The 24635-nt window shown below is 60.9% G+C and carries 22 protein-coding genes and 1 pseudogene; 12 read left to right on the forward strand and 11 right to left on the reverse strand.

All coding sequences use genetic code 11. The features are described from left to right. Positions 1 to 107: 107 nt before the first annotated feature. Genes WA702_RS27660 through WA702_RS27670 form a run of 3 tightly spaced genes read right to left on the reverse strand, consistent with a single transcriptional unit; the run spans position 108 to position 739 of the window. Entirely contained in the window at positions 108 to 299 is a 192-nt protein-coding gene (locus tag WA702_RS27660) for a diguanylate cyclase domain-containing protein (RefSeq protein WP_425113739.1), read from the reverse strand. Next, positions 250 to 516, reverse strand: coding sequence for a diguanylate cyclase domain-containing protein (locus WA702_RS27665; protein WP_425113719.1), 267 nt, complete (start codon positions 514 to 516; stop codon positions 250 to 252). The genes WA702_RS27660 and WA702_RS27665 overlap by 50 nt, the downstream gene beginning before the upstream one ends. A 7-nt stretch (positions 517 to 523) precedes the next feature. Beyond that, positions 524 to 739: a diguanylate cyclase domain-containing protein gene (locus WA702_RS27670; RefSeq protein WP_425113740.1), complete on the reverse strand. Its 216-nt coding sequence runs from the start codon at positions 737 to 739 to the stop codon at positions 524 to 526. Between the two features lie 313 nt (positions 740 to 1052). Between WA702_RS27670 and WA702_RS27675 the strand changes: the two genes are divergently transcribed. The 6 genes from WA702_RS27675 to WA702_RS27700 all read left to right on the forward strand — a co-directional run bounded on the left by WA702_RS27675 (position 1053) and on the right by WA702_RS27700 (position 8579). Further along, positions 1053 to 1199 (forward strand): hypothetical protein, encoded by a 147-nt coding sequence (locus WA702_RS27675; RefSeq protein WP_425113720.1) that lies wholly within the window; start codon positions 1053 to 1055, stop codon positions 1197 to 1199. 223 nt (positions 1200 to 1422) lie between these two features. Continuing rightward, the gene (locus WA702_RS27680; RefSeq protein ID WP_425113721.1) at positions 1423 to 1899 is read left to right on the forward strand and encodes a hypothetical protein; all 477 of its coding nucleotides are present in this window, start codon (positions 1423 to 1425) and stop codon (positions 1897 to 1899) included. After that, entirely contained in the window at positions 1899 to 2531 is a 633-nt protein-coding gene (locus WA702_RS27685; protein ID WP_425113722.1) for a hypothetical protein, read from the forward strand. Before WA702_RS27680 ends, WA702_RS27685 begins: the two co-directional genes overlap by 1 nt. 85 nt (positions 2532 to 2616) lie before the next feature. Next, on the forward strand, positions 2617 to 4239 hold the full coding sequence (locus WA702_RS27690) for a SulP family inorganic anion transporter (protein ID WP_425113723.1): 1623 nt from the start codon (positions 2617 to 2619) through the stop codon (positions 4237 to 4239). Positions 4240 to 4374: 135 nt separating this feature from the next. Beyond that, complete coding sequence (locus WA702_RS27695) at positions 4375 to 5490, forward strand: efflux RND transporter periplasmic adaptor subunit (protein ID WP_425113724.1); 1116 nt, start codon at positions 4375 to 4377, stop codon at positions 5488 to 5490. Further along, a complete protein-coding gene (locus WA702_RS27700; protein ID WP_425113725.1) occupies positions 5487 to 8579 on the forward strand; it encodes an efflux RND transporter permease subunit in 3093 nt (1030 codons plus the stop codon). Before WA702_RS27695 ends, WA702_RS27700 begins: the two co-directional genes overlap by 4 nt. Positions 8580 to 9441: 862 nt before the next feature. On the opposite strand, the gene WA702_RS27705 is transcribed toward WA702_RS27700, so the two are convergent. From WA702_RS27705 to WA702_RS27720, 4 genes are all read right to left on the reverse strand, one after another. Further along, entirely contained in the window at positions 9442 to 11133 is a 1692-nt protein-coding gene (locus WA702_RS27705) for a recombinase family protein (RefSeq protein ID WP_425113726.1), read from the reverse strand. Positions 11134 to 11227: 94 nt separating this feature from the next. After that, a complete protein-coding gene (locus tag WA702_RS27710) occupies positions 11228 to 11590 on the reverse strand; it encodes a hypothetical protein (protein WP_425113727.1) in 363 nt (120 codons plus the stop codon). 21 nt (positions 11591 to 11611) lie between these two features. After that, positions 11612 to 11890 (reverse strand): hypothetical protein, encoded by a 279-nt coding sequence (locus WA702_RS27715; RefSeq protein WP_425113728.1) that lies wholly within the window; start codon positions 11888 to 11890, stop codon positions 11612 to 11614. Then, the gene (locus WA702_RS27720; RefSeq protein ID WP_425113729.1) at positions 11883 to 12080 is read right to left on the reverse strand and encodes a hypothetical protein; all 198 of its coding nucleotides are present in this window, start codon (positions 12078 to 12080) and stop codon (positions 11883 to 11885) included. Before WA702_RS27720 ends, WA702_RS27715 begins: the two co-directional genes overlap by 8 nt. Before the next feature lie 485 nt (positions 12081 to 12565). On the opposite strand from WA702_RS27720, the gene WA702_RS27725 reads away from it, so the two are divergent. After that, the gene (locus WA702_RS27725; RefSeq protein WP_425113730.1) at positions 12566 to 13141 is read left to right on the forward strand and encodes a metallophosphoesterase; all 576 of its coding nucleotides are present in this window, start codon (positions 12566 to 12568) and stop codon (positions 13139 to 13141) included. Further along, the gene (locus tag WA702_RS27730) at positions 13138 to 14049 is read left to right on the forward strand and encodes a metallophosphoesterase (protein WP_425113731.1); all 912 of its coding nucleotides are present in this window, start codon (positions 13138 to 13140) and stop codon (positions 14047 to 14049) included. Before WA702_RS27725 ends, WA702_RS27730 begins: the two co-directional genes overlap by 4 nt. Positions 14050 to 14144: 95 nt before the next feature. On the opposite strand, the pseudogene WA702_RS27735 reads toward WA702_RS27730, so the two are convergent. Further along, positions 14145 to 14308: pseudogene (locus tag WA702_RS27735) on the reverse strand (IS110 family transposase); the annotation flags it as partial. Positions 14309 to 14328: 20 nt separating this feature from the next. Continuing rightward, positions 14329 to 17001 (reverse strand): MobF family relaxase, encoded by a 2673-nt coding sequence (gene mobF / locus WA702_RS27740; RefSeq protein WP_425113732.1) that lies wholly within the window; start codon positions 16999 to 17001, stop codon positions 14329 to 14331. Positions 17002 to 17223: 222 nt separating this feature from the next. Between mobF and WA702_RS27745 the strand changes: the two genes are divergently transcribed. Then, a complete protein-coding gene (locus WA702_RS27745; protein WP_425113733.1) occupies positions 17224 to 18660 on the forward strand; it encodes a hypothetical protein in 1437 nt (478 codons plus the stop codon). A 144-nt stretch (positions 18661 to 18804) separates the two neighbouring features. Next, positions 18805 to 19479, forward strand: coding sequence for a hypothetical protein (locus tag WA702_RS27750; protein WP_425113734.1), 675 nt, complete (start codon positions 18805 to 18807; stop codon positions 19477 to 19479). Positions 19480 to 19739: 260 nt separating this feature from the next. Here WA702_RS27750 and WA702_RS27755 read toward each other — a convergent pair whose 3' ends face one another. Together WA702_RS27755 and WA702_RS27760 are read right to left on the reverse strand one after the other, a co-directional pair. After that, a complete protein-coding gene (locus tag WA702_RS27755; RefSeq protein ID WP_425113735.1) occupies positions 19740 to 19901 on the reverse strand; it encodes a hypothetical protein in 162 nt (53 codons plus the stop codon). Positions 19902 to 21505: 1604 nt separating this feature from the next. Further along, positions 21506 to 21688 (reverse strand): hypothetical protein, encoded by a 183-nt coding sequence (locus WA702_RS27760; protein ID WP_425113736.1) that lies wholly within the window; start codon positions 21686 to 21688, stop codon positions 21506 to 21508. Positions 21689 to 21857: 169 nt separating this feature from the next. Here WA702_RS27760 and WA702_RS27765 point away from each other — a divergent pair, with 169 nt between their 5' ends. Both WA702_RS27765 and WA702_RS27770 read left to right on the forward strand, forming a co-directional pair. Next, positions 21858 to 22058 (forward strand): hypothetical protein, encoded by a 201-nt coding sequence (locus WA702_RS27765; protein ID WP_425113737.1) that lies wholly within the window; start codon positions 21858 to 21860, stop codon positions 22056 to 22058. A gap of 1215 nt (positions 22059 to 23273) precedes the next feature. Then, positions 23274 to 24635, forward strand: a 1362-nt coding sequence (locus tag WA702_RS27770) for a ParB/RepB/Spo0J family partition protein (RefSeq protein WP_425113738.1), incomplete at its 3' end; no start/stop codon positions are given.

Raw genomic sequence — 24635 nt, forward strand, 5'->3', positions numbered from 1 at the left:
CTCCACCACCAGCATCCCAACCTCGGCTTCCATGACTCGATGGAAGCCACTGTGGACCCTTATCCCGGGGTCCCGATTGGATGCCGATCACCCCGAAAACGGGGTCCTTATTCCATGCCGAAACACACCATTGTTCTGCGCTTGCGCACCTTGATACTCATGCCGGCCTCAAAAAACCGATAGGTATTGCGACCCTCGCTTTTGGCGCGGTACAGAGCAGTATCCGCATGGGCAAGCAGCGATTCCCGATCAAAGGCGTCGTCGGGACAAAGCGCGATACCGATGCTCGTTGATACGATGGTTGGCGCCTAGCGAATCGCTCTTTGCGTTCAACGCTTCCAAGATTGATTCGGCGAGCTTGCTTGCTGCCGCCGGGTCTATCGGACCCGGCATCAGGATGGCGAACTCGTCACCTCCCAGCCGCGCCATTATTTGATCCTTCCCCAGCACCGCAGTGACACGGCCTGTAACGGTCTGAAGCACTAAGTCATCAGCCGCGTGGGCCGAACAAATCATTAACCTCCTAGAAGCGGTCGAGATCAAGGCAGAGGGACGCCGCGCTTTGACCGCTTCCCAGAGCCTGAATTTCTTGATCGATCCTGTTGTTGAAGTAGCTACGATTAGGAAGCGATGTCAGCGGATCGTGAAGCGCGAGGTAACGGATGTGGTTCTCGGTCTCCTTTCTGGCCTTCAGATCTCGGACCGCGATAACGTAATGTGGACGCCCCTTAAAATCGATTGGCGCAAGCTGTGGTGGTCGTCAGCCACTTGGTCGTGCTGATTATCGCGCCGCCGGGATCTCCATCGACAGCATGGATAACCTGAAGGGATGCACCGTCGGAGTGGTCGGTGGATCGGCGAACAAAAAAATTGTCGATGCTTACCTTCCGCTGCATCCCGGGGCGGCAGCCGTTTACAACGCTACGACGCAGGCTTCATAGATAAATACGGCAACTGGATCTATTTGACGCCGATGGTCCTCAGTGCCGCTGCCACATGCTGGCCGCCGCCTGGAAGTTCGTGGGCCTTGGATACACCCAACCAAAGGTCCATTGGATTCGCTCTATGCCCTGGCACGTCGAATCCGGAACGCAGGTTCAGAGGCAGGCCTGTCGGATATCGAAGAGGAAATCGACGAGAATCTAAAAAAGGAACGCGCCAAATCCGCTGAGGGCGACGAGCGCGTGACGCTACATTGAACGTGGCAGCGCATCGACTGGAGAGTTTAATTCACGATCGGCGAACAGTGCTCGCGAACAGACCGGCAGTCGCTTCCGTTGCGTAGACGATGCCGGGCGCGACTGAGGACAAGGCCAGTTTCGGCAAGCCAAGGACACGGGGAAGTCCACCGGCCGGTCGACAGAGTTCATCCATCCCGAGCTATTGCAGGCTTTTCGGGCGGGATTTTCTGTGCAGGATCCGATGCGAACCAACGCGGTGCGATGGACAACGCTGACTTACATCCTATTGTTCGCGATTCAGATGTTTGGATCGATATTTATCTTCTGGACTAGCATGCCTTCGTTCAGGCAGCTCGTTCTTCGCCCTGGTGAGCAAGCGGCGAGCACGCCCTATGACAGCAACCTGGTGGAGGCTGTCCTTGTCGAAATGCAGGCAGCTTACTGGTATCGGCTGCTAAAAGTCGCGATACCGCTCAGGGGTTCGAACGTATTACTGCCGCATCTATTCCTGTTCCTCGGCCGGTTGAATTTCATTTTTGAAAGCGCCGTCTTCGCGGTCGTCATTTTTCGTCACCTTCCGGAGCTGGGGCTTGACGTGGATGTCCTGCTGATGGCGCCTCGAGGAGGCTTGCTTCTGTTTACCCTGTTCGCGCTGTTCTGTTTCACACTCGAGCTCGGGCGGTTCGGCGTCGCATTGGGGGAAACCAAGCGGCCCTGATGTATTTCGGACCGACCGGAGCCGATGGGCATTGGGTCGTCAAGCATCCGGCGTTACAATCCGTGCAACCGCACGAAGGTGAATACGCTTCTCATTTCGTGCAATCATTGGTTATGATCGCTGGATTGCGCAGCCGGGAGGAAGACATGACAATTGCCGAGGATCAGGTCAACGCCGCTCAACAAGCCTGGTGCGACGGGCTCGTCGGTATCGGCAAAGTACATCGGGCTGGCGGTGATGTCAGAGCCGCAGCCGTAGCGCTCATCGATGGTCTTTACGACTACGCCGAGGGGGTCGTGTTTTTCAAACCCACCTTGGCGCATGGACATCAAACGTTTCGAGACACCGCAAAGGGGGCTCTGTCGTATTTCGTGGGAGGCGATCCCGACTTTGCTAATGACAAGGGATTTGCCCTCAAGCCGTGGGCGCGGGCGTGGTATGAGAACAACGCTGCAGAAAACGGCATACAGATTCACGGAAATATCGCCATCACCATGGGGAATGTCTACGTGGCGGACTATGACGGCAACGAGTTAATGGTCGACAAGACTTTTGTCTTTCGTCTCTGCCGCGACCAGCAATTGCGGCTTTGCGTTCACAAATCAGCATTGCCCTACTCTCCGGCGGATTGATCAGGCTTCTCCTGGTGCAGGAAGGTGACGGGACAACCGCCGGCAAACAGCGACTAACCCGAGAAGGCTCGTGGGGAGGGTTCAGATGTCAGAGTACGCGATCACCCGCGGCGATGTTTTCGGCGGCTTGACCGCTGGCGTTGTGGCCTTGCCGCTCTGTCTTGCGTTTGGTGTGGCCTCCGGACTGGGCGCTGCCGCCGGCCTGTATGGCGGCATCATCCTGGGGATTGTTGCCTCGCTGGTGGGTGGGACGCCGGTTCAGGTGTCCGGTCCAACGGCTCCGATGACGTTGATCTCGGCAGGCGTCGTCGTAGCGAACACGCTTCCGACGGGACAGGTGAACTTCTCGAGTGTCTTCGCCGTGTTCCTGCTGGCAGGTGCCTTACAGGTCGTGTTCGGGATCGCAAGGCTCGGACGTTATGTTCGCTTCCTGCCCTACCCCGTGATCTCCGGCCTGATGACGGGGATCGGCATCATCATCATTATTCAACAAATCTTCCCGGTAGCCGGTCTGGAGTCACCGTCATCGAATCCTGTGGCGATCCTGCGGTCCCTTGGATCGCTGCAGCACGGTGTCAACCCGGGCGCGGTACTGCTCGCGGCGGCGACGGTCGCGCTGGCTTTCCTGCTGCCCCGTATTGTGTCCGTCGTTCCCCCCTCTCTGATCGCCCTGGTCGCGCTGACGATCATCGCCGCTGTGTTCGGGCTCTCGGCTCCGACCATCGGCGACATACCCGGCGGCCTGCCGCACTTCATCGTTCCCGGTTTCGATTTCGCCGATCCCAAACTGATCATCACTGCCGCGTTCCAACTGGCCTTCCTTGGGTCGATAGACGCCCTCACGACGTCACTGGTCGCCGACAACATCACCCGGACGCATCACGACAGCAATCGGGAGCTCGTTGGGCAGGGCGTGGGCAATATGGCCGCCGCGCTGTTCGGGGGAATTCCTGGCGCCGGTGCGTTCATGCGCACCGCCATTAATATCAGGGCGGGCGGGCGGCATCGTTCTTCCGGCGTTATTCACGGTCTCTTCCTGCTCACTGTTCTTCTCGGCCTGTCCAGCGTGGTGCGCTACATCCCCCATGCCGTGCTGGCGGGAATTCTGATCAGCGCCGGCTTGAGCATCATCGATTACCGCAGTCTCGCCCATCTCTCGACCGCCCCACGCGCCGACGTTGCGCTCATGCTGCTCGTGGTCGCCTTGACGATCTTCACCGATCTGATCACAGCCGTCGGCATCGGCATGATTGCCGCCTCCCTGGTCTTCATGGCGTCCGTTGCCGGGATCATGGAGCAGAGGACCAAGCTCACATTGGTGGAAGACGAGCCCTGGGCGGATGAAGTTGAAATTCCCGACGACCTCAAGAGCCGCTTGCTGATCAAGCACGTCGATGGCCCGCTGTTCTTTGGCTTTGCCCAGGCCCTTCGCAAGATTTCGTCAGAGGTGGCGGATGGAAAGCTGCTGGTGCTGAGGATGGAGCGGGTCTCCTATATGGACCAATCGGGAATTTACGCGCTGCAGGACGTGCTGGTCGATCTCGAAGCCGCAAACCTGCGCGTCCTTCTGGTCGGCCTTCCCCAAAGCCAGATCGATCGCCTTGAGGCGATGCAGGTGGTGCCCAATCTCGTGTCGAGAGAGAACGTTTTCGACAAATTCGAGACATTCAGACGCGAATTGCCTCAGATCATCGAAAAGCTCGGATGAGGGGTCGTCATCTGGTCGCGCAAAGATTGTTGCAGGAGAATTGATCGCTCTTGGCAAGAGCCGCGGGCATGGGCACCATGCAGGGACGCTGCCCACCCTGCCGCTCCTGCCTCGCGTCGCCCGACGGAGCTGAAAATGACCAGACAGTTTTTGCGGTTTGTGCTCTGCGCGATCCTCGTTTTTGGATTGCAAGGATGCGGCGATAGAAAGCAAGCAGCAGCCGAACAACCGGTCCGCGGGCTCCGCGCATACAAGGTCGCGGCAAAGGCCGAAAGTCGCGTTCGGCGCTTTCCCAGCGTCCTGCAGCCGGCGGATGTCAGCAGTCTGTCGTTCGAGATCGGCGGCCAACTGAAGGCTGTCACCCTTGCCGTCGGCCAAAAGGTGCAACTGGGCGATGTGCTGGCCGAGATCGATCCTCGCTCGCTGCAGAGCCAAGTCGACCAGGCCAGCGCCGGCGTGCAGCAGACGCAGGCGCAACTCGACAACGCAGAAGGCGATTTTCAGCGCAAGGAAGAACTCTTGAAGCGCGGCGTTGCGACACAGTCCGTCTTCGACCAGTCGAGGGCCAGTCTGCTCAGCTCAAGGGCTCAGCACGACCAGGCGCGCCGCCAGCTCGAATTGGCAAATCACAATCTCGACCGAAGCAAGCTGCTGGCGCCGTTCGCCGGCTCCATCGCTCGCGTCGAGGTCAAATCCTTTGCCCAGATCGCCGCCGGCCAGCCGATCGCCACGCTCTACAGTGACGCGCGCTTCGAAATGTCGTTGCTGGCGCCGTCAGCGACATTCCAGAGTCTCAAGGTTGGGCAGGTCGTCGACGTCAGGATCGCCGACAAGCCAGATCTTCTTCTCAAGGGCGAGATCAAGGAGCTGGGCTCGAAAGCCGAGCAGGTGTCGGCCTTTCCGGTCGTGATCAGGCTGGATAACAGCACCTCGGGTTTGAACGCGGGCATGTCCGTGGAAGTCGCGATCGAGGAACCCTTGATCGGCGGCGGCAGCGGTTATTTGGTGCCGCTCAGCGTTCTCGTGCCGGATGGCGGCAAGGTGCTGCAAACGACGGGGACCGTGTTCCGCTATGACGAAGCAAGCTCGACCGTAAAAAAGCGAACGATCACGGCCGGCGGGGTTCGCGACAACCGCCTGGTGGTCACTGAAGGCATCGCGGTCGGCGATATCCTCGCCTCGGCTGGCGTATCCTATCTGTCGGACGGGCAAAGGGTGAAGCTGCTTCCGCTGGAGGAGGAGGCGCCGTGAATCTCCTCACCCGATTTGGTCTCGCGCGGTCCCGCTTTACCATCGCGGCCATGATCAGCCTGCTGATCGCCGGGATTGGTCTGTATCCCAATTTTCCGAAACGCGAAGACCCCATCATCGTCATCCGCACGGCGGTGGTGTCGGCGCTGTTTCCGGGAATGGCGCCGGAGCGGATGGAGAACCTGGTTGCCATCCCCGTCGAGCGCAATATTCGCGAGGTCCCCGAAGTCAAGGATATCAGGACGCTGGCCGGCGAAGGTTCGCTGACAATTTACGTCGACCTCAAGGACGAGATCGCCAATGTCAATGCCACATGGCAGCGGTTGCGCGACAAGATGGCCGACGTCAAGATTGAACTGCCCGACGGCGTCGTCGGCCCGTTCGTCAACAGCGACTTCGGCGATGTCGCCATCGCGACCATCGCTATCACGGGCGAGGGCTTCACACCCCGCGAGTTGAAGGACGTCGCCGAGGATTTTCGCAAGAGGCTCTATCGGCTCTCCGGCATTGCCAAAGTCGAACTCCTCGGCGTGCAGGACGAGCGGGTCTGGCTGGAACTCGACACCCGCAAGTTGGCGGCGGTTGGGGTTCAGGTGAACGCGTTGATCAAGGATCTCCAGGGGCAGAACGTGGTGCTCCCTTCCGGAACCATCAACGCGAACGGCACCCGTCTGCTTCTGGAAACCTCGGGTGACTTTCCGAGCGTACGCGCGATCGAGACGATGCTGACCCGGGTCGGGACCACGGACAACCTCGTCCGGCTTGCCGATCTCGTGACCGTCCGCCGCGACTACGTGTCCCCCAAGGTCAAGCCGGTCTATTTCAACGGCTGTCCCGCCGTGGTTCTCAGCGTCGTCATGCAGCCCGACCAGGACGTCACGCAGCTTGGCGGCAAGCTGCGTGCGGCGTCCCGCGAGTATGAGGCAAGCCTCCCGATCGGCTACGCGATCGGTTTCGCTACCTATCAGGCCGACCAGGTTCATGCCTCCGTCAACTCCGCGCTGTCGAGCGTCGCGCAAACCTTCGTCGTCGTCGCAGCGCTTGTGGTGTTCTTTCTCGGGCTGCGCGCCGGAACCGTCGCGGCGATGATCGTTCCGTTCGCGGTCATGTTTTCGGTGATCGGCATGCGGGCGCTCGGCATCGCGCTGGAGCAAGTCTCGATCGCCGCGATCATCATCGCGCTCGGCCTGCTGGTCGACAATGGTGTGGTGATCGTCGAGGATATCGTCAGCCGGATCGGACGCGGCGTGCCGCCTCAGGAAGCCGGCCTGGCCTCGGGCGAGCAGTATGCGCTGCCGCTGCTGATCTCCTCGATCACCACCATCGCTGCATTCCTTCCGCTGCTGATGATGTCGGGGGCATCAGGCGAATACGCGTTCTCGCTGGCTGCCGTGGTGGCGTTGACCCTCGGCGGTTCCTGGATTACGGCGCTTTACATCCTCCCCGCGCTGACCGTCTGGCTGATCGGCCGGCGGGCACCGAACAATGAAGACGCTGCTCCTTCACGGATACAGCGCTTGTATGCCGTTGCCCTCGGCTCCGCCTTGCGTTTCTCACCGCTGGTGTTTGCCGCGTGCATCGTGCTGGTCGTACTGGCGCTGACACAATTCGCCCGCCTTCCCAAGCAGATGTTCCCGCTCAGCGAACGCAATCAATTCCTGGTCTATATGAACATGCCTGATGGCACCGACATCTCGCAAACCGAAGCCCGGGCGCGCGAAATTGCGGGTTGGCTCGGGGACAAGACGGCCAATCCCGAGATCGAGAGCGAGATCCTGTATGTCGGTGACGGCGGCCCAAGGTTCTACCTCACCCTGACGCCGGTCACGCCGGATCCGGCGTCCGCCTTCCTGCTGGTGAATACCAGGGATTATCAGGGCGCGGTGCGAGCGGCCGAACGTGCCTGGAATTATCTCTATGCCAACCACCCGGAGGCACGATTCAAGATCAAGCGGCTGGCGATGGGAGCGGTGGAATCGGGTATCGTGGATGTGGAAATCTCGGGACCCGACGCCGACCGGCTGCTCACGCTCGGCGAACGGGTGCGCTCGCTGTTTCAGTCCGCGCCAGGCGTTCGCGACAATGATGACGACTGGGTCAACAAGATCGTCAAGGTCGTCATCGAAATCGATCAGGACCGGGCGCGCCAGCTCGGCGTGACGTCCGAAGAAGTCACCCGGCTGCTCAATACTTATTTCACTGGCACGGCGGTCTCGTTCTATCGCGAAGGCGACAATATCATTCCGATCGTTCTGCGGGCCGGAGCCTACACCTCGCAGAGCCTGGAAGGCCTCACCAGCGCAACTTTCGCGAAGAATGGCGCGCTGATCTCGCTGGCACAGGTCGCCACGCTGAAACCCGGATTTGATCTGGCGCGCATCCGGCGCAAGAACCAGGAACGGACGATCACGGTTACCGCGCGCAGCACCTCGCTGACGGCCGGACAGCTATTGGATTCGATCCAGCCCGGGCTGCAGGCGCTGGACCTTGCCGGAACCTATCGCGTCGCTATCGCCGGCGAGATCCAGAAGAGCGCGGAGACGAATCAGAAACTCGCTGCGGGATTTCCCATCGCGCTAGGCGTGATGGTACTGGCGATCATTCTGCAGTTTAACTCGTTTCGGCGAACGCTTCTGACGTTCATGAGCATACCGTTGATCCTGATCGGCATCCCGTTCGGTCTTTTCGCCGCCGGCCAGCCGCTCTCGTTCTTCGGCACGCTCGGCATCATCAGCCTTTCCGGCATCATCATCAACAACGCCATCGTGCTGATTGATCAGATCGACATCGAGCGGGAGCAACTCAACCTGCGCGACGCGATCGTGGCGGCGTCGGGGAAACGCCTGCGTCCGATCCTGCTGACATCGGCAACCACGGTGCTTGGACTTGCACCTATGGCGATCGCCGGCGGCGCGCTGTGGCAGCCCATGGCGGTATTGATGATGTCGGGATTGGCTGTTGCTTCGGCTCTGACGCTGTTCTTCGTTCCTGCCGGATATTTCCTGCTCTTTCGGTTCGATAGGGAAAGTCTCCCATGCCCCGCAGTCCAAGGAGACGATGTTCTGAGGAGCACAATAGACCCGGCCTGAAGGACTTGGCCTTCACCCGGCGGATCAAGGATCTCGCAAAGACCGACATCAACAAGGCCCTCAAGGATATCATGGCCGGGCGGATTTCAATCAAGACCAAGAAGCTGCGCGGAATAGCGGGGAGCGGAGGTGACGGACCGCCAATTGGCGCGTTCGCAAGGCCCGGTCCCGATGACTCGCAGTTCCGCAACCGCCACGGCGTCACTTTTGGCACTAATTAACGATCCGCCGCTTTTTGCTCGGCGAGGCGCAGCTCCTCTGGAACGCCAAGAAAGGCGATCGGACCTCGACGGCAAGTTCAAGACGGCGGCTGACGCCATTTCGGCTTTTCGCCAACGAGCGCTTCGACACAGTAAGCGTGTCTTGCAAGCCCCGCCAGGACCGGCACAGCCGCGCGTGACCCATCCAGAGGTCTGAATCTATTTTAACCGCTGTCTATCGGTACGACGTGTATCAAAGCAATGCTGCACCACTTTGCGACGATGCGCTCCAGATGCTTACTCGCAGGAATGAACAAAAAGTATAGTTCAGTCCAAGGCGCGCATATCGCGTTGTAAAGCAAAGAAGAACTGGCGCACCCGACACGATTCGAACGTGCAACCTTTGCCTTCGGAAAGCAGCGCTCAAATGGCTATCATCAGCGAGTGTCGGTATCGGTGGTTGCGAGTCCCCGCTTCAATGGTGGCCCGCGAACTAGTGGATCGTCGGAATCTTTGAATGGTCCGGCGTGCGCGTGACTTCGTGTTGCGACACAAGGTCGCGCCCTTTGAAGCAACACGAAAGCGCCCTGGGTACACTCGCGGGTACATTGGCAAATCATCATTCAAAAAACGATGCAATTTCAACGTGGTAGACACAAGATTTATTCCGCCCCTGGGCACCATTCCTGAACAGATTTACGAACCGGAGTCCGCGGTTCGCCGTTCGGGCCAAGCGTGGCCCTGATATTGTCATTTGAGCCGATGATGCGGATGGTGCTGTCGCTGACGACGATGGCGTCCACGATGGCGCTGAGGTAGGTCTTCCGGGCCGCCACATCGCCCGACACGAGCTGTTCGCGCATCAGGCGGGTGAAGCGGTCGATGGCGACCGGATCGATCTCGATCGGGACCGCGCTGGACTTCCTGGCATAATCGAGGGCCTCCAGGGCCCGGTCGCGGGTCGTCTTCAAGGCGACCACGCGTTCCTTCAGCGTCGGGTCCGTGCCGTCGATGGTGCCTGCCTCGATCGAGGCATAGAGACGGGAGAGGCGTTCGTCAGCGTCGGTAACCTGACGGGCGAGATCGACCAGACGCCTGTCGGCGGAGGCCTGCCGATCGTCGCGGCGGGTCTTGAGCGCCGTCAGGATGGCCGTGACTCGTTCGGGCTGCAGGAGCTGATCCAGCAGGGCCTCGACCACGAGCTTCTCGATGACGGGCCGCGGAATCTTGCGGTTGCTGCAGGAGGCGCCCCCATCGTGCTTATGCTGCCCTTTTTTGATGGATTGGATGCATTTGTAATAGCTATAGATGACGCCGGTCCGAGAGGTACCGGTGGCGGTGGTCAGGGCACAGGACTTGGCGCAGTCGCAGCGGACAAGGCCGCCCAGCAAGGACGGCGCCGACGCGAGCCGCGGCCCACGAGACCGCGGCCGGCGCGACACCAGCAAGGCCTGGACTGCCTCGAAGGTCGCCAGGTCGATGATGACCGGAATTTCGTATTCAATGATCTCGGACGGCGCCTTGCGCTCGCCGTCGCCCTTCCGATCGAACTCGTTGAAGTTCCGCACGCCGGTGTAGGCGCGGCGCGTGAGAATTTCGTGAATGGTGCCGGTCCCGAACAGCGAGCCGTTGCGCGAGCGATAGCCGCGCGCGTTCAGCCACTCCGCAATCTTCTTCGTTCCTAACGGGCCGCTGTTACCATCACCGTTCTTGGCCAGATCGAAGGCGCGGATCACGATCTCCGCTTCGACCGGCTCGATGGCAAGCCTCTTCTTCTGCTTGTTGCCGATCACCTCTGCGTCGATAGATTTGTAGCCAAAGGGAATGATGCCGCCATTGGAGTAGCCAAGCTTCGCATTGGCCTTCATCGTTCTCATTGTGGAACGACTTGTCTCCTTGGACTGGTATTCGTTGACGATGCCGATGAACTTTCTGAACATGTCGCCAGTGTCGTCGTTCGCCAGCGGCTCGGCATGCGAAATCAGCTCAACTTTGTGCTTGCGCAGGGTTTGAACCGTGAGCTCCTGCTCGACCTGGTTTCGGAACGCCCGGGAAAAAGAGTACACCATGATCGCGTCGACCGTGCGCGTGCCATCGGTCGCACGCGCGATCATCTGCTCGAAGGCCGGCCGCCTCATGTTGGTGGCAGTTTCGCCCTCTTCACGGAAGATGCCGGCGATATGGTCGCCATCGCGCTTGCAGCGCGCGATCAAATGCTCCTCCTGCGAATCGAGGCTGAGCTGATTGTTGGACTGTTTCTCAGTTGAAACGCGAATGTAAATCAGGACATTGCGCGGCCGCGGCTGGACGAAATTGTCGGGTGTTTCTGAGACTTGAAGGTTCTTGCGGGCCATCAGCAGATTCCTAACGCGATACAGAAGAGGGAGTCTATCCATGCAGGGGAATCAGGGGAAGTGATATTCGCCTGACTCCTCCGCACGGTTAAAATCAGGGGAACGGGACTGCGTCTGCGACCACCTTCCAGCACTCCCGGAAACTCTGCAGCAGAGCCTCTCTGCGGTCGGTCAGCAACTCCTCAAACGCGTGCTGGGCGCCATCAGGAAAACTGCGGAAGCCGTCGACGAACATATCGAAGCGCTGCTCCTCGATGAGGTCTTCCAACTCCCGGATCGCGGGCAGCCGCCCGAACGTGCTGAAATAGTTTGTGGGGTCGGGCACGAAATCAATCTTGTTGGCGATCGCATCCCTCGATTCCCGCACCAGCCAGAGTGCCGCCTCGATAGCGACATCCGCGTAATAATCAGGCGGCATCGGCAGGACGACGTTGGGATAGAGATTGTTGTCGGTCATGACCAGGTTCCTTTCAGCGGTTTATGGAGACGCCTTTCGCGATGGTGAAAAGACGTCATCGAGCACCGCCGAAAAATAACGCTCGATGGCGTCGAGCTCGGCGGGCGCGATGGGTGTGGGATCCGCGACCTCATTGATCACGGTCCAGAACTCGGGCTCGGACGGCCGCAAGGGAGTGGTGGCGGCGTCTCTACGTAGCGGGTGGTTCGGCACCGCCACAGTCGTCGGCGGCGCAGACGGACCGCCCGGAGCGGTCACACGCGGTTGCAGCCGCACTTTCGGGATGCGGGACTTAGCCACGGCCGTACTCCGCGGCCCGCTCGCGTGCGCCCTCGCGGACCCGCGCGGCATGGTCCAGCAGGGAATCGACGGTGCAGGCCTTGACTTGGAGTCGTGGCAGCCAGCTGAGCGAACAGACCGGCCGTCGCGCGCCGACCGGCCCCTTGGGGTAGGTGACCGCCGTTGTATGAGCCGCGATTGTCGCAACCACGAAAGCCTCCATCGAAGGAGGCAGTGAGTAATCGCGCCCGTCAGATAACGTTGCAGAACAATTGAAAAAGATCGGTGCCCTTCCGTCGAGACAAGTAGCAATAGTCGCAACGATAAGATTTGAGACAATATCGGAACGCTTTCGCCCGCTCATAATGCGTGCGCTAATCCCAAATGTTCGCCTACTCACCTCTTCGCACAGCGATCCGGGGGCGCGTAGAAGTGCGATTTTTCATCATGAATTAGGCCTTCAATGGGCCCGCGCGGCGGCGCCGGCCGCCGCGGCGGGTTTGAAACCCGATCTGATGCTTCCATACGCGGCGAGGCCGGTAAACGGCTGGGCGAAGCCGCAATTACTGCGCGTCAACCACGCGGCACTTAAAAAACAATGCCGGACCCGGGCGAGTAACTGATCGTCAATGGTGCGATGAGACATCGAGGCGGGCAAAGCCGATTTCGTTCGAAAAGACGTGGGGGAAAGCTGCAGTGACGACCTGGTTCTACGCTGATCCACATTTTTTCCACGCGTCGCCGGATAGGGCGGACGGCATCATCCGAATGTGCAACCGGCCGTTCGCGAACGGACGCGAGATGAACGAGGCGATGGCTGCGTCGTGGCGCACCGTCGTGCGGCCCGACGACGAGATCATCGTCGTTGGTGACTTCGCTCACCGGGCTGATCCGGCTGCGCTCCGCAAGCTGTTCGACAGCCTACCAGGGCGCAAACATTTGGTATCAGGCAATCACGACGGCGAGGTCACAAAGGGCCTCGGTTGGGAATCGGTCCGCGACGTCGCATACGAGACGATCGAGAGCACCAAATGTGTAATCTGCCACTATCCATGGGTGAGCTGGCCCGGGTCTCGCAAGCCGACCACGCTGATGTTGTATGGGCACCACCACGGTAAGATCCCGGGCAACCGGCAGTCCGCGGACATCGGCGTCGACGTCATGGGCATCGCTCCGGTCCGACTCGCTACCATCAAGGCTTACATGGCGACACTGCCGCCACGCGTGGACCCGCAGGGCGGCGATATCGAGAACATTGGAGTGACGCCGTGATCCGCATTAATCCAGTTTCCGACCTGCACGTCGACATCGAGCGCAACGGGCTCGACAGCATGGCCCATATCGATGCACACGTGACCGTAGTCGCCGGCGACGCCGCCGCGCCCGGCACGCTGGCGTTGCGGCGTGTCCGCGAGCTGTATCCTGATCGCGACCGGCCGCTCATCTACGTCCCCGGAAATCACGATTTCTATTCCTTTCACGACAAGCACCGTGCGGAGCTTAAGACCACGTGGGAGGAGCAGCGCGCGCGGATGCCAGAGGTCGCGGAGGATCTCGGGATCATCCTGCTCGATGATGCCTCCGTCGAGATCGGGGGCGTACTTTTCGTCGGCGCTACGCTGTGGACCGATTTCATGACCAGGCCGCCGTACGTGATGTTCGGCGACGCGGTGCGCATGGCCACCAAACAGATGAACGATTACTATGCAATAAAGACCGGCGCCGGGCGGTCGAAGGACCGGCTCCTCCCCCGCCAGACAATCGATGCCCACAAGGCCTCAGTCGCGTACATCGAGAGGGCTCTCGCCGAGCGTCCCGCGGGCCAGGCCGCGGTCGTCGTCACGCACATGGCTCCGTCGCCGCGGTCGCTGCTCCGCTGGCCCACGATCACGGACCTGGACTGGTGCTACGCCAGCGATGTCGAGCGACTGATGATCGGCGACGCCGCGCCGAAGCTGTGGCTGCACGGCCATGTGCACAGTAACCGCGACTACTGCGTCGGCGACACGCGGGTCTTCTGCAACCCGCGCGGATATCCGGCGCCCGGCGGCAAGCGCGAGAATCCGGATTTCGATGCGGGCCTCGTCGTCGAGGTCGAAGGGAAGCTTTCTCTCGCGATGGGAGTGGTGAACGACACCAAACATGTGCGGGCATCACCGCGGCAAGCGAACGGCCGATGACGTAAGGCCGTCGGCGAGCGCAAAACTTCAGCGGAACACCGGAAATGTCGGCTGCCGCATGTCGAATACTCCAACTTTGGCTTTCTCTTTGAGGATATCGAACCAGCCGCCTGTTGTTGTTCGCTCTTCACGACCACGAAGCGCGTGCTCGGCCGCTGCTCTGCTTCCAGATCGTCCCGGCATCAATCGCGTTGTTCTTTTGCCTCTTCACGAACCGTTTTACATAGGCGGACGGGATTAGCCGACCTTCATGGCCGACGTGGGGTTACGAGTCCACGCCTAGCTACGCTCATACTCTGTCGCTAGGGCTCGCTCCGGCAAGCGTTCATTGACGCGCACAGCATGGCCGAGCATGGGATCGAGAGTGCAGGTCTTGACCTGCAAGCGCGACAACCGGTCCGCGAACCACTCGAGCCGCCGCTCTGGGGTGATGGTGGCCTGCAACCGCTCCGACAGCGGCAAATCGAGGCGTGCTTGCGCGTCGATCTCGCGGAGGTCGGCAAAAATCTCGAGATTATCCCGCGCCCGCGAAAATGCGACATACGCCTCGTTTCTTGTCATCGACGGTCCGGCCCAGACGAGGGCCTGATCGGAGGTCAGCCCTTGGGATCCATAGATGGTCGTGCTGTAGGCGTGGCCGAGCCGGGCTCGGCCGTGCTCGTCGGCAAGCTCCGACACGCGAAAACTCGCCCGGCGTCCGGCGATGTCGACGTGCACGGTCGGATCCTGCGTCCGGAGACCGTCGATGTGGGTGATGGTGGCGGTGGTGCCGTTGATGACGGCGAGGCGATCGTGCCGGACCAGAAACCGGATATGATCGCCGATCGCGAAGGCGAGTGTCTGGCCATGGCCGGAGGGTGTCACGGCGGCCACCTCGATATCCTCCCCGAGGATCCGACCGTCGCGCTTCAGTCGAACGCGGACCTCATCATTGAGGGCGCGCACCTGCGCGTTGGTCTTGGCGATCAATAAGACGGACGCGCCCGGCTCCGCGCGCCGCGCGCTCTCCCAGCCATCTACCACGCGCGTGACAGTCGCCTGCTCGCCGGCTGCGAATTTCAAGAGGCCGCGCTCCTCGAACGCCGCCAAGCCCTGCTTGGCGCGGCCTTTGGCGAAATCCGTCACTGCCGTACGCATCCAGGCTTCGCGCTGACGCACGATGGTGTCGACGCGAGTCGTACCCGTGATGGCGGCGAGGATGGACAGCCCGGGGCCGGCCCCCGGGCTCTGGAGCTGCTCACGGTCCCCTACAACGATAATTTTTGCTCCGGCCACTGCTGCCCTCTTGGTGATCGCCAACATTTGGCGCGACGACAGAAGTCCGGCTTCGTCGACGACAAGCACTGTGTTGGCGTCGAGGAACGGTTGCCTGGGACGCGCAAGCCAGGCGTCGGTGGCCATCGCCTCAATCCCCAGCTTTTGCAATTCCTTGGCGACCTTCCAGGATTGGCTCGTACCGATGATCCGCCGCGCAGGAGCAGCAAGATTTGAAGGGGAACCGGCATCATCTTGGGAGTACGTCGCCACGATTGCAGCCAAGGTCGTCGACTTCCCCGACCCGGCGGCGCCCTCGATCACCACGACAGCCGCCGAGCTCGTGGCCATTTGCGCGGCGTGGGTTTGTTCTGCGGACAGTCCGCGTTCGCGGCAAAGCTGCAGCACGCGCGCCGGATCAGGTGCCGCGCGGTGCTCCCGCGCGAGGCGCTCGGCCACCGTGACCAACTCGCGCTCGATTGCGATTTGCTCTGGTGTCGAATAGACCGGCTGCTGCAGTGCGTCCCGTCCAAGTTCGACGACGCGGCCTGCTTCTAGCAGGCGGTCCACTTCCTGCTCGACCCGCATCGCGTTGGCGCCTGTCCCCACCAGGGCCGCCGCCACGGCTGCGTAGAGGTGACGCCGCTCAAAGACACTTTCGTGTTCGGTCAGTTCCGCCGGCACGGCCGCCACGCGCTCGGCGATCAGCTCCTCTAGTTCTGCGTGGTCCCATGTTCGCGAGGTGCGCAGATTCGCCATGAACCGATGGACGTCCAGGAACGGCGCGGCTTCCTCCGCCCACAAGTCAAAACGATCAGTCGGACGGTCTTGTTGCTTCGACGAACGCGTTCCGAGCGCGATGGCCGCGGCCAGCGCCGGGGCTTCGGCAGTTGACAGCCCCTCAGCGGCCATCGCCTGCTCCACCTCTCTTCGGCGGGCGGACCAGTGACGCTGCAGGGTCGCGAAGTTTTGAGCAAGGCTGCCGTCACGGGCATCCTCGCTCAATGGGACGACAACTTCGAAGGTGCCGTTTTTGCCGATCTCGCCAATTTCGAAGCCAAGCTTCTGCAAATTTGAAGACAATGCGAGATGGTAGATTGCGCCGGCGGCCATCTTGTGAGCAAACAGGTGGCGCGCATCGAGCGCGCCAACGGTGCCGTCCTGACGCATTGAAAAGTTTAATAAAACTGCGTGCGTATGCAAATTGGGGTCGGCATAGACCTTGCCGTCATCGTGCTCGACTGGACGGGCTTCCCCATGCTGGAAAGAGGCAACCGTAAGTGTGGCTCGTTCGAGACGATGGCCATTCTTTCCGCGCCGACAAAACGCCGCGTTTCTTTCCAGGAAGGCGATCGTTGCTTCACAGGCTTCGTGCTGAGCCTTCTCGATGGCGCGCCGCGTCGCGTCATCAGCGAGCGCAAACACGACGGAAACCGATTTCGGTGCGGACAGCGTCAGATCGATACCGCCGACACGTTTTGCCGTGTCGCCGCTGCTGGACAGCAGGGGATGTCCATCCGCGTCAAGAGAAGCGTGAAGCCGCTCGAAGAGAACATTGTCAACTTCAGCGCCATGCCTGACGCCGAAATCGTTGGTCGACGAGATCCAGCGACCTGCGGGTTCACCGCCGCCGAGATAATACTCTGACTGCTTGCTGTAGTACCGAGCCGTTGTTCCTGCCGCGATTGTTGCAACCACGTGAGCCTCCATCGAAGGAGGCCATCCGTAGTCGCGCCCATCGCGTCATGTTGCAGAGCAATTGAAGAAGAACCGCTCAGAACGCCGGGGAGGCCACACCAATCCGCGCTGACGACGCGACAAAATATTGGATTTTACTCAAAATTCCGGAAACCGTTTCGCCGCCTCGAAATGACTGCTCAGGTAATCCACACCCGCGACGTAATTGGAAGAGGAAGCGGTATGCTATTTGGAAGGCCGGACATTTTTGGAAATCGCCACAGCGCACGTATTTATCTGGATGAAGATCATCTGGCGGCAATGCACGAACAGCGCCCAGACGCTGAAATTCATGTCATCCCGGATCGCTTCAGTCTCAAGCCGATCCCGGTCATCTACTACAACGCGAAGTTCGGCTTTCCGGCGTCTCCTGTCGAGGACGGTGTCCTCGCTCAGTGGCGCACGAAGGATTATCAGGCGGTCACTGAGTTTCAGCTACGTACTCGCGGCGTCAAACTTAACCAAGTTCAGTTGACTGGATTTTTGCGCGGCGACTGGATTGCCATTGTTCCGGCTCACGACGAAGAAGGTAAACGAGGGAATCCCGATCAAGGAACGATTGCAGGCACTTTGAGGACAGCGCTGTTCGCTCAATGCGTGCGAGCAAGCCGGGTACTTCAAATGGCGAAATTTCGATCTGAACGTGACGCGGATCCATGGACGCGATTTGATAAAGAATTTCGCGACCAGTTGGAGAACGCGGAGCTGGCGGAAGTGGAAACCGTATTCAGAACGGTCAGCGATCTTTATCGAGCTCCGGAAGTGCGAGATCGCGACCGCAACGTCACCACGCAATATCTCCACATGGCCGGACGATCTAACGTCAAAGAATGGTTCGGCATGACTCCGACCGAAATCCGATCTCAGGCCGCCGTTGAAATCCTCTGCTTTGAACAAGTCTACGGACCATTCAGCTATCAAGCGGTGGTCGACCGCGAACTTCCTATCATTAGCGTTTTGCGGCGCGCGCACTTGCGGGCGCTCACGGCGCACCGTATCGGGCGAGAAACTGCTCGGTATCAGGTGGCAAAGGGCAAGCCCGTGAGCCGCGGGACAAGAGCGCGCTTGGATTTCGGCGAAGCGTTCGATCTGAATCTCTGGGGTTGCTTTCTCGTGGCGCTCTATGGGGCCATCAACCCGGCCACGCTATATTGCGAATTCGAGTCGTTGACCGATCTCTTCGATCTTGCTGTCTGGTTCGGATGTTTTGCACGACGGGACTATGAAGAGCTGCCGCCCGAGATCGCTGCGACCCTGGTCGACTGCCTCTCATCGAATCCGAGTTATGCGGTAACCGAAGCTGATATTGGGGACCTTGAAAAGATTTATGGAGAGATCCGATATCTGGTCGACCTGCTCGTCGGAGAAGAACACCTCCGAGAGGCGGCACAACAGGCCATTGCAATGCGAACCCCGGTCCAAGTGTCTCCGCTATATTACAACGTCGTCATCACACCGAACACGGCTCAGCCTGACGACCCGGACGCGGGGGTCGATCCGCGATTTAAGGTTGGAAAAGGCCAAGAAGGCGTCACCCTTTCCGTGGACTACGAGAACCTTCCGCAGATGACTGAGGGCGAGAAGCTCTCCGTGCGGCGTTTCCGTCCGCTGTTATGGTGAACAGACTCCATGGTTGATGGCGGCGTTGCCGATCTTCAATTGGTCTGCAACGTCGCTCCGGCTCATCGGCCACCCTGCTCGTACGGCAACATCAGTTGCCATGTAAGCAAAGGAGACCAGCCGATGACTAGCCGAGTTTTCAACTTGATCCGGACAATCGCGCAGACGCGCCTTGCCGAAATCGCGGCTTCTATCAAGGAGACGCCCTGGGCCCAGGCCATCCGCAACGTGCGGCGGGCCAGGCACCATCGCTCCTCAACCTCCGTCGCCGCCGCGATGCTTCAGCGCTATCCGTGCTGTTACTTCGTCAATGTGGATTTTTGGAGCCTTCCGCGTATCGAGCTGGCCGAATACAGGACGTGCTCGATTGATGATGTCCCGCTGATCAGAGTGGGCGAGAAGGATATCGTTCAGTTGATCAAGGGCCGCCGAGCGTACATTACGACCTTTCGGGAGCATGGTGCTACCTTGGTTGTGAATGCTGAACTGCCGGTGGTGACACCGCCTGACGTCATCCACAGCATTGCCGCTCATGGTTGGCACATCCTGACGGTGGAGGACGCACGCCGCATGATCGAGGGCCGCGACATCGCGGCTTCCGAACATGGTTATCTCACTCCGGGTAACTACTGGCTGACGACGACGGAAAAGGATGCCGATGCACTCCAGATTGCGGAGAGCCTGTTTGCGTTTTGCGAACAGGTCGTCGCTACCAGAACTGCGATGATGGTCATCTATACGCCGGGTCTCCCAAAGCCGCTCAGGCTCTGGCGCTTGAGCCTGAAGGGCATCATGCCATCTTTGCCGCCGGTTGCTTAGCCGACCAAAGGTGGCAACAGGAAAAGTAATGAGCGCTCGAAAGAGCGCTCATTAAGTTGTCGGCCCGCGGAGTGTTGATCGTTATTTGATCAACGCCGGCGCGAATGGCCGGTCCAGCCGCCGCCTTCGTGGGGAGTGTGCTATCGGCAGGCGGAAATGCCCAGAAGCAGATGATCGCCTCGACGTTTCGAGGGCCCTTGGTCTTCGCCGATCCAGTTGACCAGATGGTGGTCACGCTCGAGTCCCGATGTGAAGTCGCTCTACGTGACGGACACCAATATCTTGTCGGCCGCGAGGCTCGCGAGCGCGTCCCGCAGCGCGGTCGAGTCGTCCGCGAAGTCGACGCCGATCGTCGCCGCACTGGGAGGCTGGAAGCCGCTGGGCGGAATCAGCCGGCGGATTCGCATTTGAAGCAGCGCCACAACGGGGCTCCCTTGCCATCACGACTTGCGGCCAGGGTCATCGGCTTCTTGCAACGCGGGCAGACGGGAATGGCACTCGAACGCGGCATTGGAGGCGAGATAAAAGGTGCGCGAGATTAACTGAGAGGGTCCGCCGGATGCCCGGCGAATTCAGGTGAACAGGGCAAGTTCGTAACCGATCCCGCAGACTCCTTCGCGGCGAGCCTTTCGGCTTGTTCGACGAGTTCGGTCCGGGCGCGTTGATCGCGTATCCGGAGAAAAGCCCGGATCAGCCTAAGTCCCTGCAGATCGCTTCGCGCTGAAGGCGCCTTGTCATTCATTGTCCAACTCCCTGCCTTTCTGTAGGCGATCCAAGCGCCAAGTGCAACGATGCCCCGCATCGCCCATCGGTTGCAATATAAATCCGACCGAATCGAGGAGTTCCTCCCCGGAACGATTTTCGACAATGGGCCACGGCAACGACGGACCCTTCGGACTTGAGAGCTGGTTCACACTCTCCGAACCCGGGTGCGGGCTATGATAGCGCCACCGCTTACCGGAGGAGACCGACGATGGCCACGCTGGTGAAGGTGCTCTCTCGTACGACGGGCACGGACGTCGATGTCGATGGACTGAAGATCATTCTGATTTCTTCGGCGCCGGTCTTTTCCTGTCTCTTCTTGCCGGCATAACGTACGGCCTGAACCTCGGGACTTTCTAAGTGACGGACCGCCGCACGCGAACTTGAGATGAGTAGGGGCAAACCGGCGGGCTCTCGTTAGAGTTGGATGCGTACCGAGCAGCGCAGCTCGTTCGCGTGCTGTCGCCGCAGCGGCGCCACGGACTCAGAAGCAATCCGGGCACCGCTCGGGCGACAGCCTCGACACCGCCGCATCAGCGGGGCGGTTGCAGAGAGCGGCCCCGCCGGCAAGTTCGCTGGAACGGAATCCAGGACTGCGGGTTGAAGGCAGACAGCCCCGGAATGACGTAAGTGCACAATCGGCCTCGGCGCTCCTGAAGGAAGCCGGGGCTGATTTCCGTCCGGTCCGATCCACGGGGACACGTCGAGCAGGAGGGTCTGAATGTCCGACAACATTGAGACCAGGTGATCAGGCCGCAGTGGTGCGCTACGCATCGAGACGGTGCGCGCCACGATGGTTTGCCACTTCCACGAGGACGTGGTCATCCGCGTGGACGCCGCCGCCGCCGAGAGCCACGCTTTCGGGTGCGCCAAGAGAATCGTCAAGAGTGACGGCACGACCCCGGAGGGGCGGGCCCGAAGAGTTCGGCCGGCAATTGGGTGCAGCCGCCGACGGTCGGTGCCCGCGGTGCGGCCAGAGCAGCCCAACCGTGTCGGCTAACGCGGAGCGTCGGGGTGAACACCCCTCATTCGCGGTTTTGCCGGCACCGCCCGCTTCTTGGGAGCCGAGTCGTCATCATCTCGCAGAAGGACGGCAGCGATCGCCATGGCAGCATAGGCGCGCCGTATGGCTTCCGTTCGGCCGACTTCGATTTCGCCGGCCGTGGGCTCGCCCCTAAGGCTCCGTCGAAGTTTCTCTATTGTCTCTTCGCGGGTTTCGGCGGCGCATGCAAAGCGGCTTTTGCTCTGGACTGCGCCGGTCCTATCACTTGGCCGGCGGCCGTAGCGGACCGTCCGCCCATCTGCGGGCCGTCGGGTCGTGAAGCGGATCGTCGTCGCAGGTGGTGCAGACGTAGCGCTCCCGCCCCTCGGCGGCATCGTCAGGCACGACGACCATCGGCTTGCCGCACGCCGGGCACACCTTCCGGATCGGGTGGAGTATTGCCATCGAACTTCCCTGCCGTCGTCAGCTTAATGCTGTCGGCCCGACGGACACAAGCGCGGCGCGGAAAGGGGCGGGCGGGTTAGCGCTGGCGGCCAGTTCCGATCTGGCGTCTTGACGAGCCTCCGCCTGCGTACTGAAATCCGGCTTTCGGTTTTGTTGTGGGGGTGGCGTCATGGAGGGGTTCTACCGGGGCTTGGCGCAGCGCGCACGCGATCTGGCTGAAAGAGCGGACCCGTTCACAAGGAGGAGGCTGCTGGACCTCGCCCTGAGATACGACGCCAGGAGCAAGCCGGCCACAGCAGGGGCGCGCCCGCTACCACCGCCACGCGCCACCCCGCCGGCGGCGATCTTCTCCGGATTGGGCAAGGACTGAGATCTGCGTGACGCCGGGTCGTCGCCAGGCGACCGAGCGTTTCTCGCCGGCCCGATGGTTCGTCTTCACCGGAGAACCACGGTGTCCGCAAGAGAATACACCATTGGCTCCGACGACCGGCGCCGGGCCTAATCGGCAGGCGCCTTCTCGATGTCCTGGGCCACGTCCTCAGCGATCGGCTGGCCCCGCAGGGCCGTCGGTACTTCGTGCGCTCAGAACATCCCGAGAAGGACGAAGAACGCGACCTCGGCCAGGAATGTGAGGGCCATGATCGTAACGGTCAGAAATACATCGCCAATAGGCATTAGGGGCATGGCACGATCCGCGTTCTGCGTAGCCCCGATCGTCAAATTCCCGAGCCCGGGGAAAGGTTTCCGGATGACGGGTTCCCGATGTATGTTGTCGCCGGGCAGGGTCCTCGCCGAGGCCCTTGATGAGCTTCCTTGAACTGTCTTGCTGGTGCGTGACCGGCGTCGGTCTCGTCGTGATGATCGCCCTCGCGCTGCTTTGATGCAGCGCCGAATCCAGACTGACCGTTCTCCACTGCCGAGGCGTCAACGAACGCCCCCGCGAAAGGCCCCATAAGTCGCAACAACCGCCGGTCCTGCTTTGGGTCGGCGCTCCAAATCTCCTGGCAGGGACCGGGCAAAGGTGAAGCCGCTGGCGTCAGCTTCGCATGGTCGGAGCTTCGCGCAGCGCTTGCCGGCCGACCTGATTCAGGCCGCCGAGAGAGGACCGGATATTTTGGAAGGAAGTACGTAGAGGTCGACGCGGATTTTCTCGCGCCTCCCGCCGCGGAGGTGGCGCCGCGCCTGATCGGGTGCGCGCTGCATCACGACGACCGGGGCGCCGAGACCGCGATCTGCGCGGAGGCGGCGGCCTACGCTGTCTGACGCCGCCGGTGCCGTCATATTGGTTGAGCGGGTGCCATCAAAGCGCGATTTCACCCCCTGTACGCACAATTTGGTGGCTAAGGGCTCTGCCCTCCCGCGGGCAAGGGTGAAGTCCCGGCAATGCCGGGACCGGCCGGGCCGGTCTCCCCGACCTTCCGCGCAGACCCCTTTTCGACAAATCCCATTCTCAACATCCGCTTGTGCAGGCCGGGTGATCCCCCTCCGCCCCGGCCGCCCTTGCCCTTGCTACCCCGGTCTCGCCGACGGGCAGGGCTGCAGCGCAGTGCTGCGCTTGCAACCCATCCCTGAAAGGAGATCGCCCATGTCTACCAAGAAAATCCAAACACTCGCCCCAAGCGGCGCGGAAGTTCTGATTCCACTCAACAAGCTCAAGAAGTCACCCAGAAACGCGCGCAAGACGCCGCACAGCGAGGCGTCCATCGAAGCCTATGCGGCCAGCATCGCCGCGAAAGGCGTCCTGCAAAATCTTGTCGTCGAACCGGAATCGGATGGCGACGGCGCGGCCACAGGCTTCTATTTCGTGACCATCGGTGAAGGTCGAAGGCTGGCCCAGCTTTTGCGCGTCAGGCGCAAGGAGATCAAGAAGACCGAGCCGATCCGCTGCGTCATCGACACCGCGAACGATCCGCACGAAATCAGCCTTGATGAAAATGTTACGCGCGAGAACATGCATCCCGCCGACCAGTTCGAGGCCTTCAAGAAACTCGCTGACGAACGCGGTTTTGGTGCGGAAGACATCGCCGCCCGATTCGGCGTCACGCCGCATGTGGTGCGTCAGCGCCTACGGCTGAGTGCGGTGTCTCCCCGGCTGATTGAGGCTTACCGCAACGGTGAGATGGGCTTTGAGCAATTGGTCGCGTTCGCCCTGATTGACGATCACGCCCGGCAGGAGACGATCTATGATCGATTGTCGTATAGCCGCGATCCCGTCACGATTCGCCGGATGCTGACCGAAACCAATGTCGCCGCCACTGACCGTCGCGCGGTCTTCGTCGGTCACGAGGCCTACACTGAGGCAGGCGGGACAATCCTGCGCGATCTCTTTACAGAGGATCGCGGCGGCTATTTCGAGGATGCCGCGCTGCTGGACCGGCTTGCGCTGGAAAAGCTGCAACGGGTCGCAGCGACGTTGCAGGAGACCGAGGGGTGGAAATGGGCGGAAGCCAACCTTGATTTTCCGCATGGTCACGGCCTTCGGCGCGTCTATCCACGACAGGTCGAGCTTTCGGCAGAGGATCAGGCCGCCTACCACGCCGCGCAGGCCGAGGTCGACCTGCTCACCAAGCAGCATGAGAGTCTTGAGGAGCTTCCCGATGATGTCGATTCCCGGTTCGGCGAACTCGAAGCCGAGATCGAGCGCCTTGAAACCCTGCGCTCCGCCTACGATGCCGATGACATCGCCTGCGGCGGTGCGTTCGTGGTTCTCAACCATGATGGTGAAGTTCGCGTCGAGCGCGGCTTTATCCGGCCCGAGGACGACAATCGTCAGCAGAGCGCCTCGGCCAAGGTCCGCACGCAAGACGATGACGAGGATGGGGCCGAGGATGACGATACGGAAGCCGACGCGGGACTTTCGGAGAGTCTGGTCGCCGACCTCACGGCGTACCGAACCCTTGGCCTTCGTCTGACCTTGTCTGAGCAACCCGATGTCGCACTTCTTGCT

Origin of the sequence: Bradyrhizobium sp., from assembly GCF_049798375.1 — a bacterium.
Classification (GTDB): domain Bacteria; phylum Pseudomonadota; class Alphaproteobacteria; order Rhizobiales; family Xanthobacteraceae; genus Bradyrhizobium.

What these genes read in the sequence shown, in the direction of transcription:
- WA702_RS27665 (WP_425113719.1), bottom strand. Translation starts at nt 516, where the DNA reads ATGATTTGTTCGGCCCACGCGGCTGATGACTTAGTGCTTCAGACCGTT.
- WA702_RS27680 (WP_425113721.1), top strand. Translation starts at nt 1,423, where the DNA reads ATGCGAACCAACGCGGTGCGATGGACAACGCTGACTTACATCCTATTG.
- WA702_RS27685 (WP_425113722.1), top strand. Translation starts at nt 1,899, where the DNA reads ATGTATTTCGGACCGACCGGAGCCGATGGGCATTGGGTCGTCAAGCAT.
- WA702_RS27690 (WP_425113723.1), top strand. Translation starts at nt 2,617, where the DNA reads ATGTCAGAGTACGCGATCACCCGCGGCGATGTTTTCGGCGGCTTGACC.
- WA702_RS27695 (WP_425113724.1), top strand. Translation starts at nt 4,375, where the DNA reads ATGACCAGACAGTTTTTGCGGTTTGTGCTCTGCGCGATCCTCGTTTTT.
- WA702_RS27705 (WP_425113726.1), bottom strand. Translation starts at nt 11,133, where the DNA reads ATGGCCCGCAAGAACCTTCAAGTCTCAGAAACACCCGACAATTTCGTC.
- WA702_RS27710 (WP_425113727.1), bottom strand. Translation starts at nt 11,590, where the DNA reads ATGACCGACAACAATCTCTATCCCAACGTCGTCCTGCCGATGCCGCCT.
- WA702_RS27745 (WP_425113733.1), top strand. Translation starts at nt 17,224, where the DNA reads ATGCTATTTGGAAGGCCGGACATTTTTGGAAATCGCCACAGCGCACGT.
- WA702_RS27760 (WP_425113736.1), bottom strand. Translation starts at nt 21,688, where the DNA reads ATGGCAATACTCCACCCGATCCGGAAGGTGTGCCCGGCGTGCGGCAAG.
- WA702_RS27765 (WP_425113737.1), top strand. Translation starts at nt 21,858, where the DNA reads ATGGAGGGGTTCTACCGGGGCTTGGCGCAGCGCGCACGCGATCTGGCT.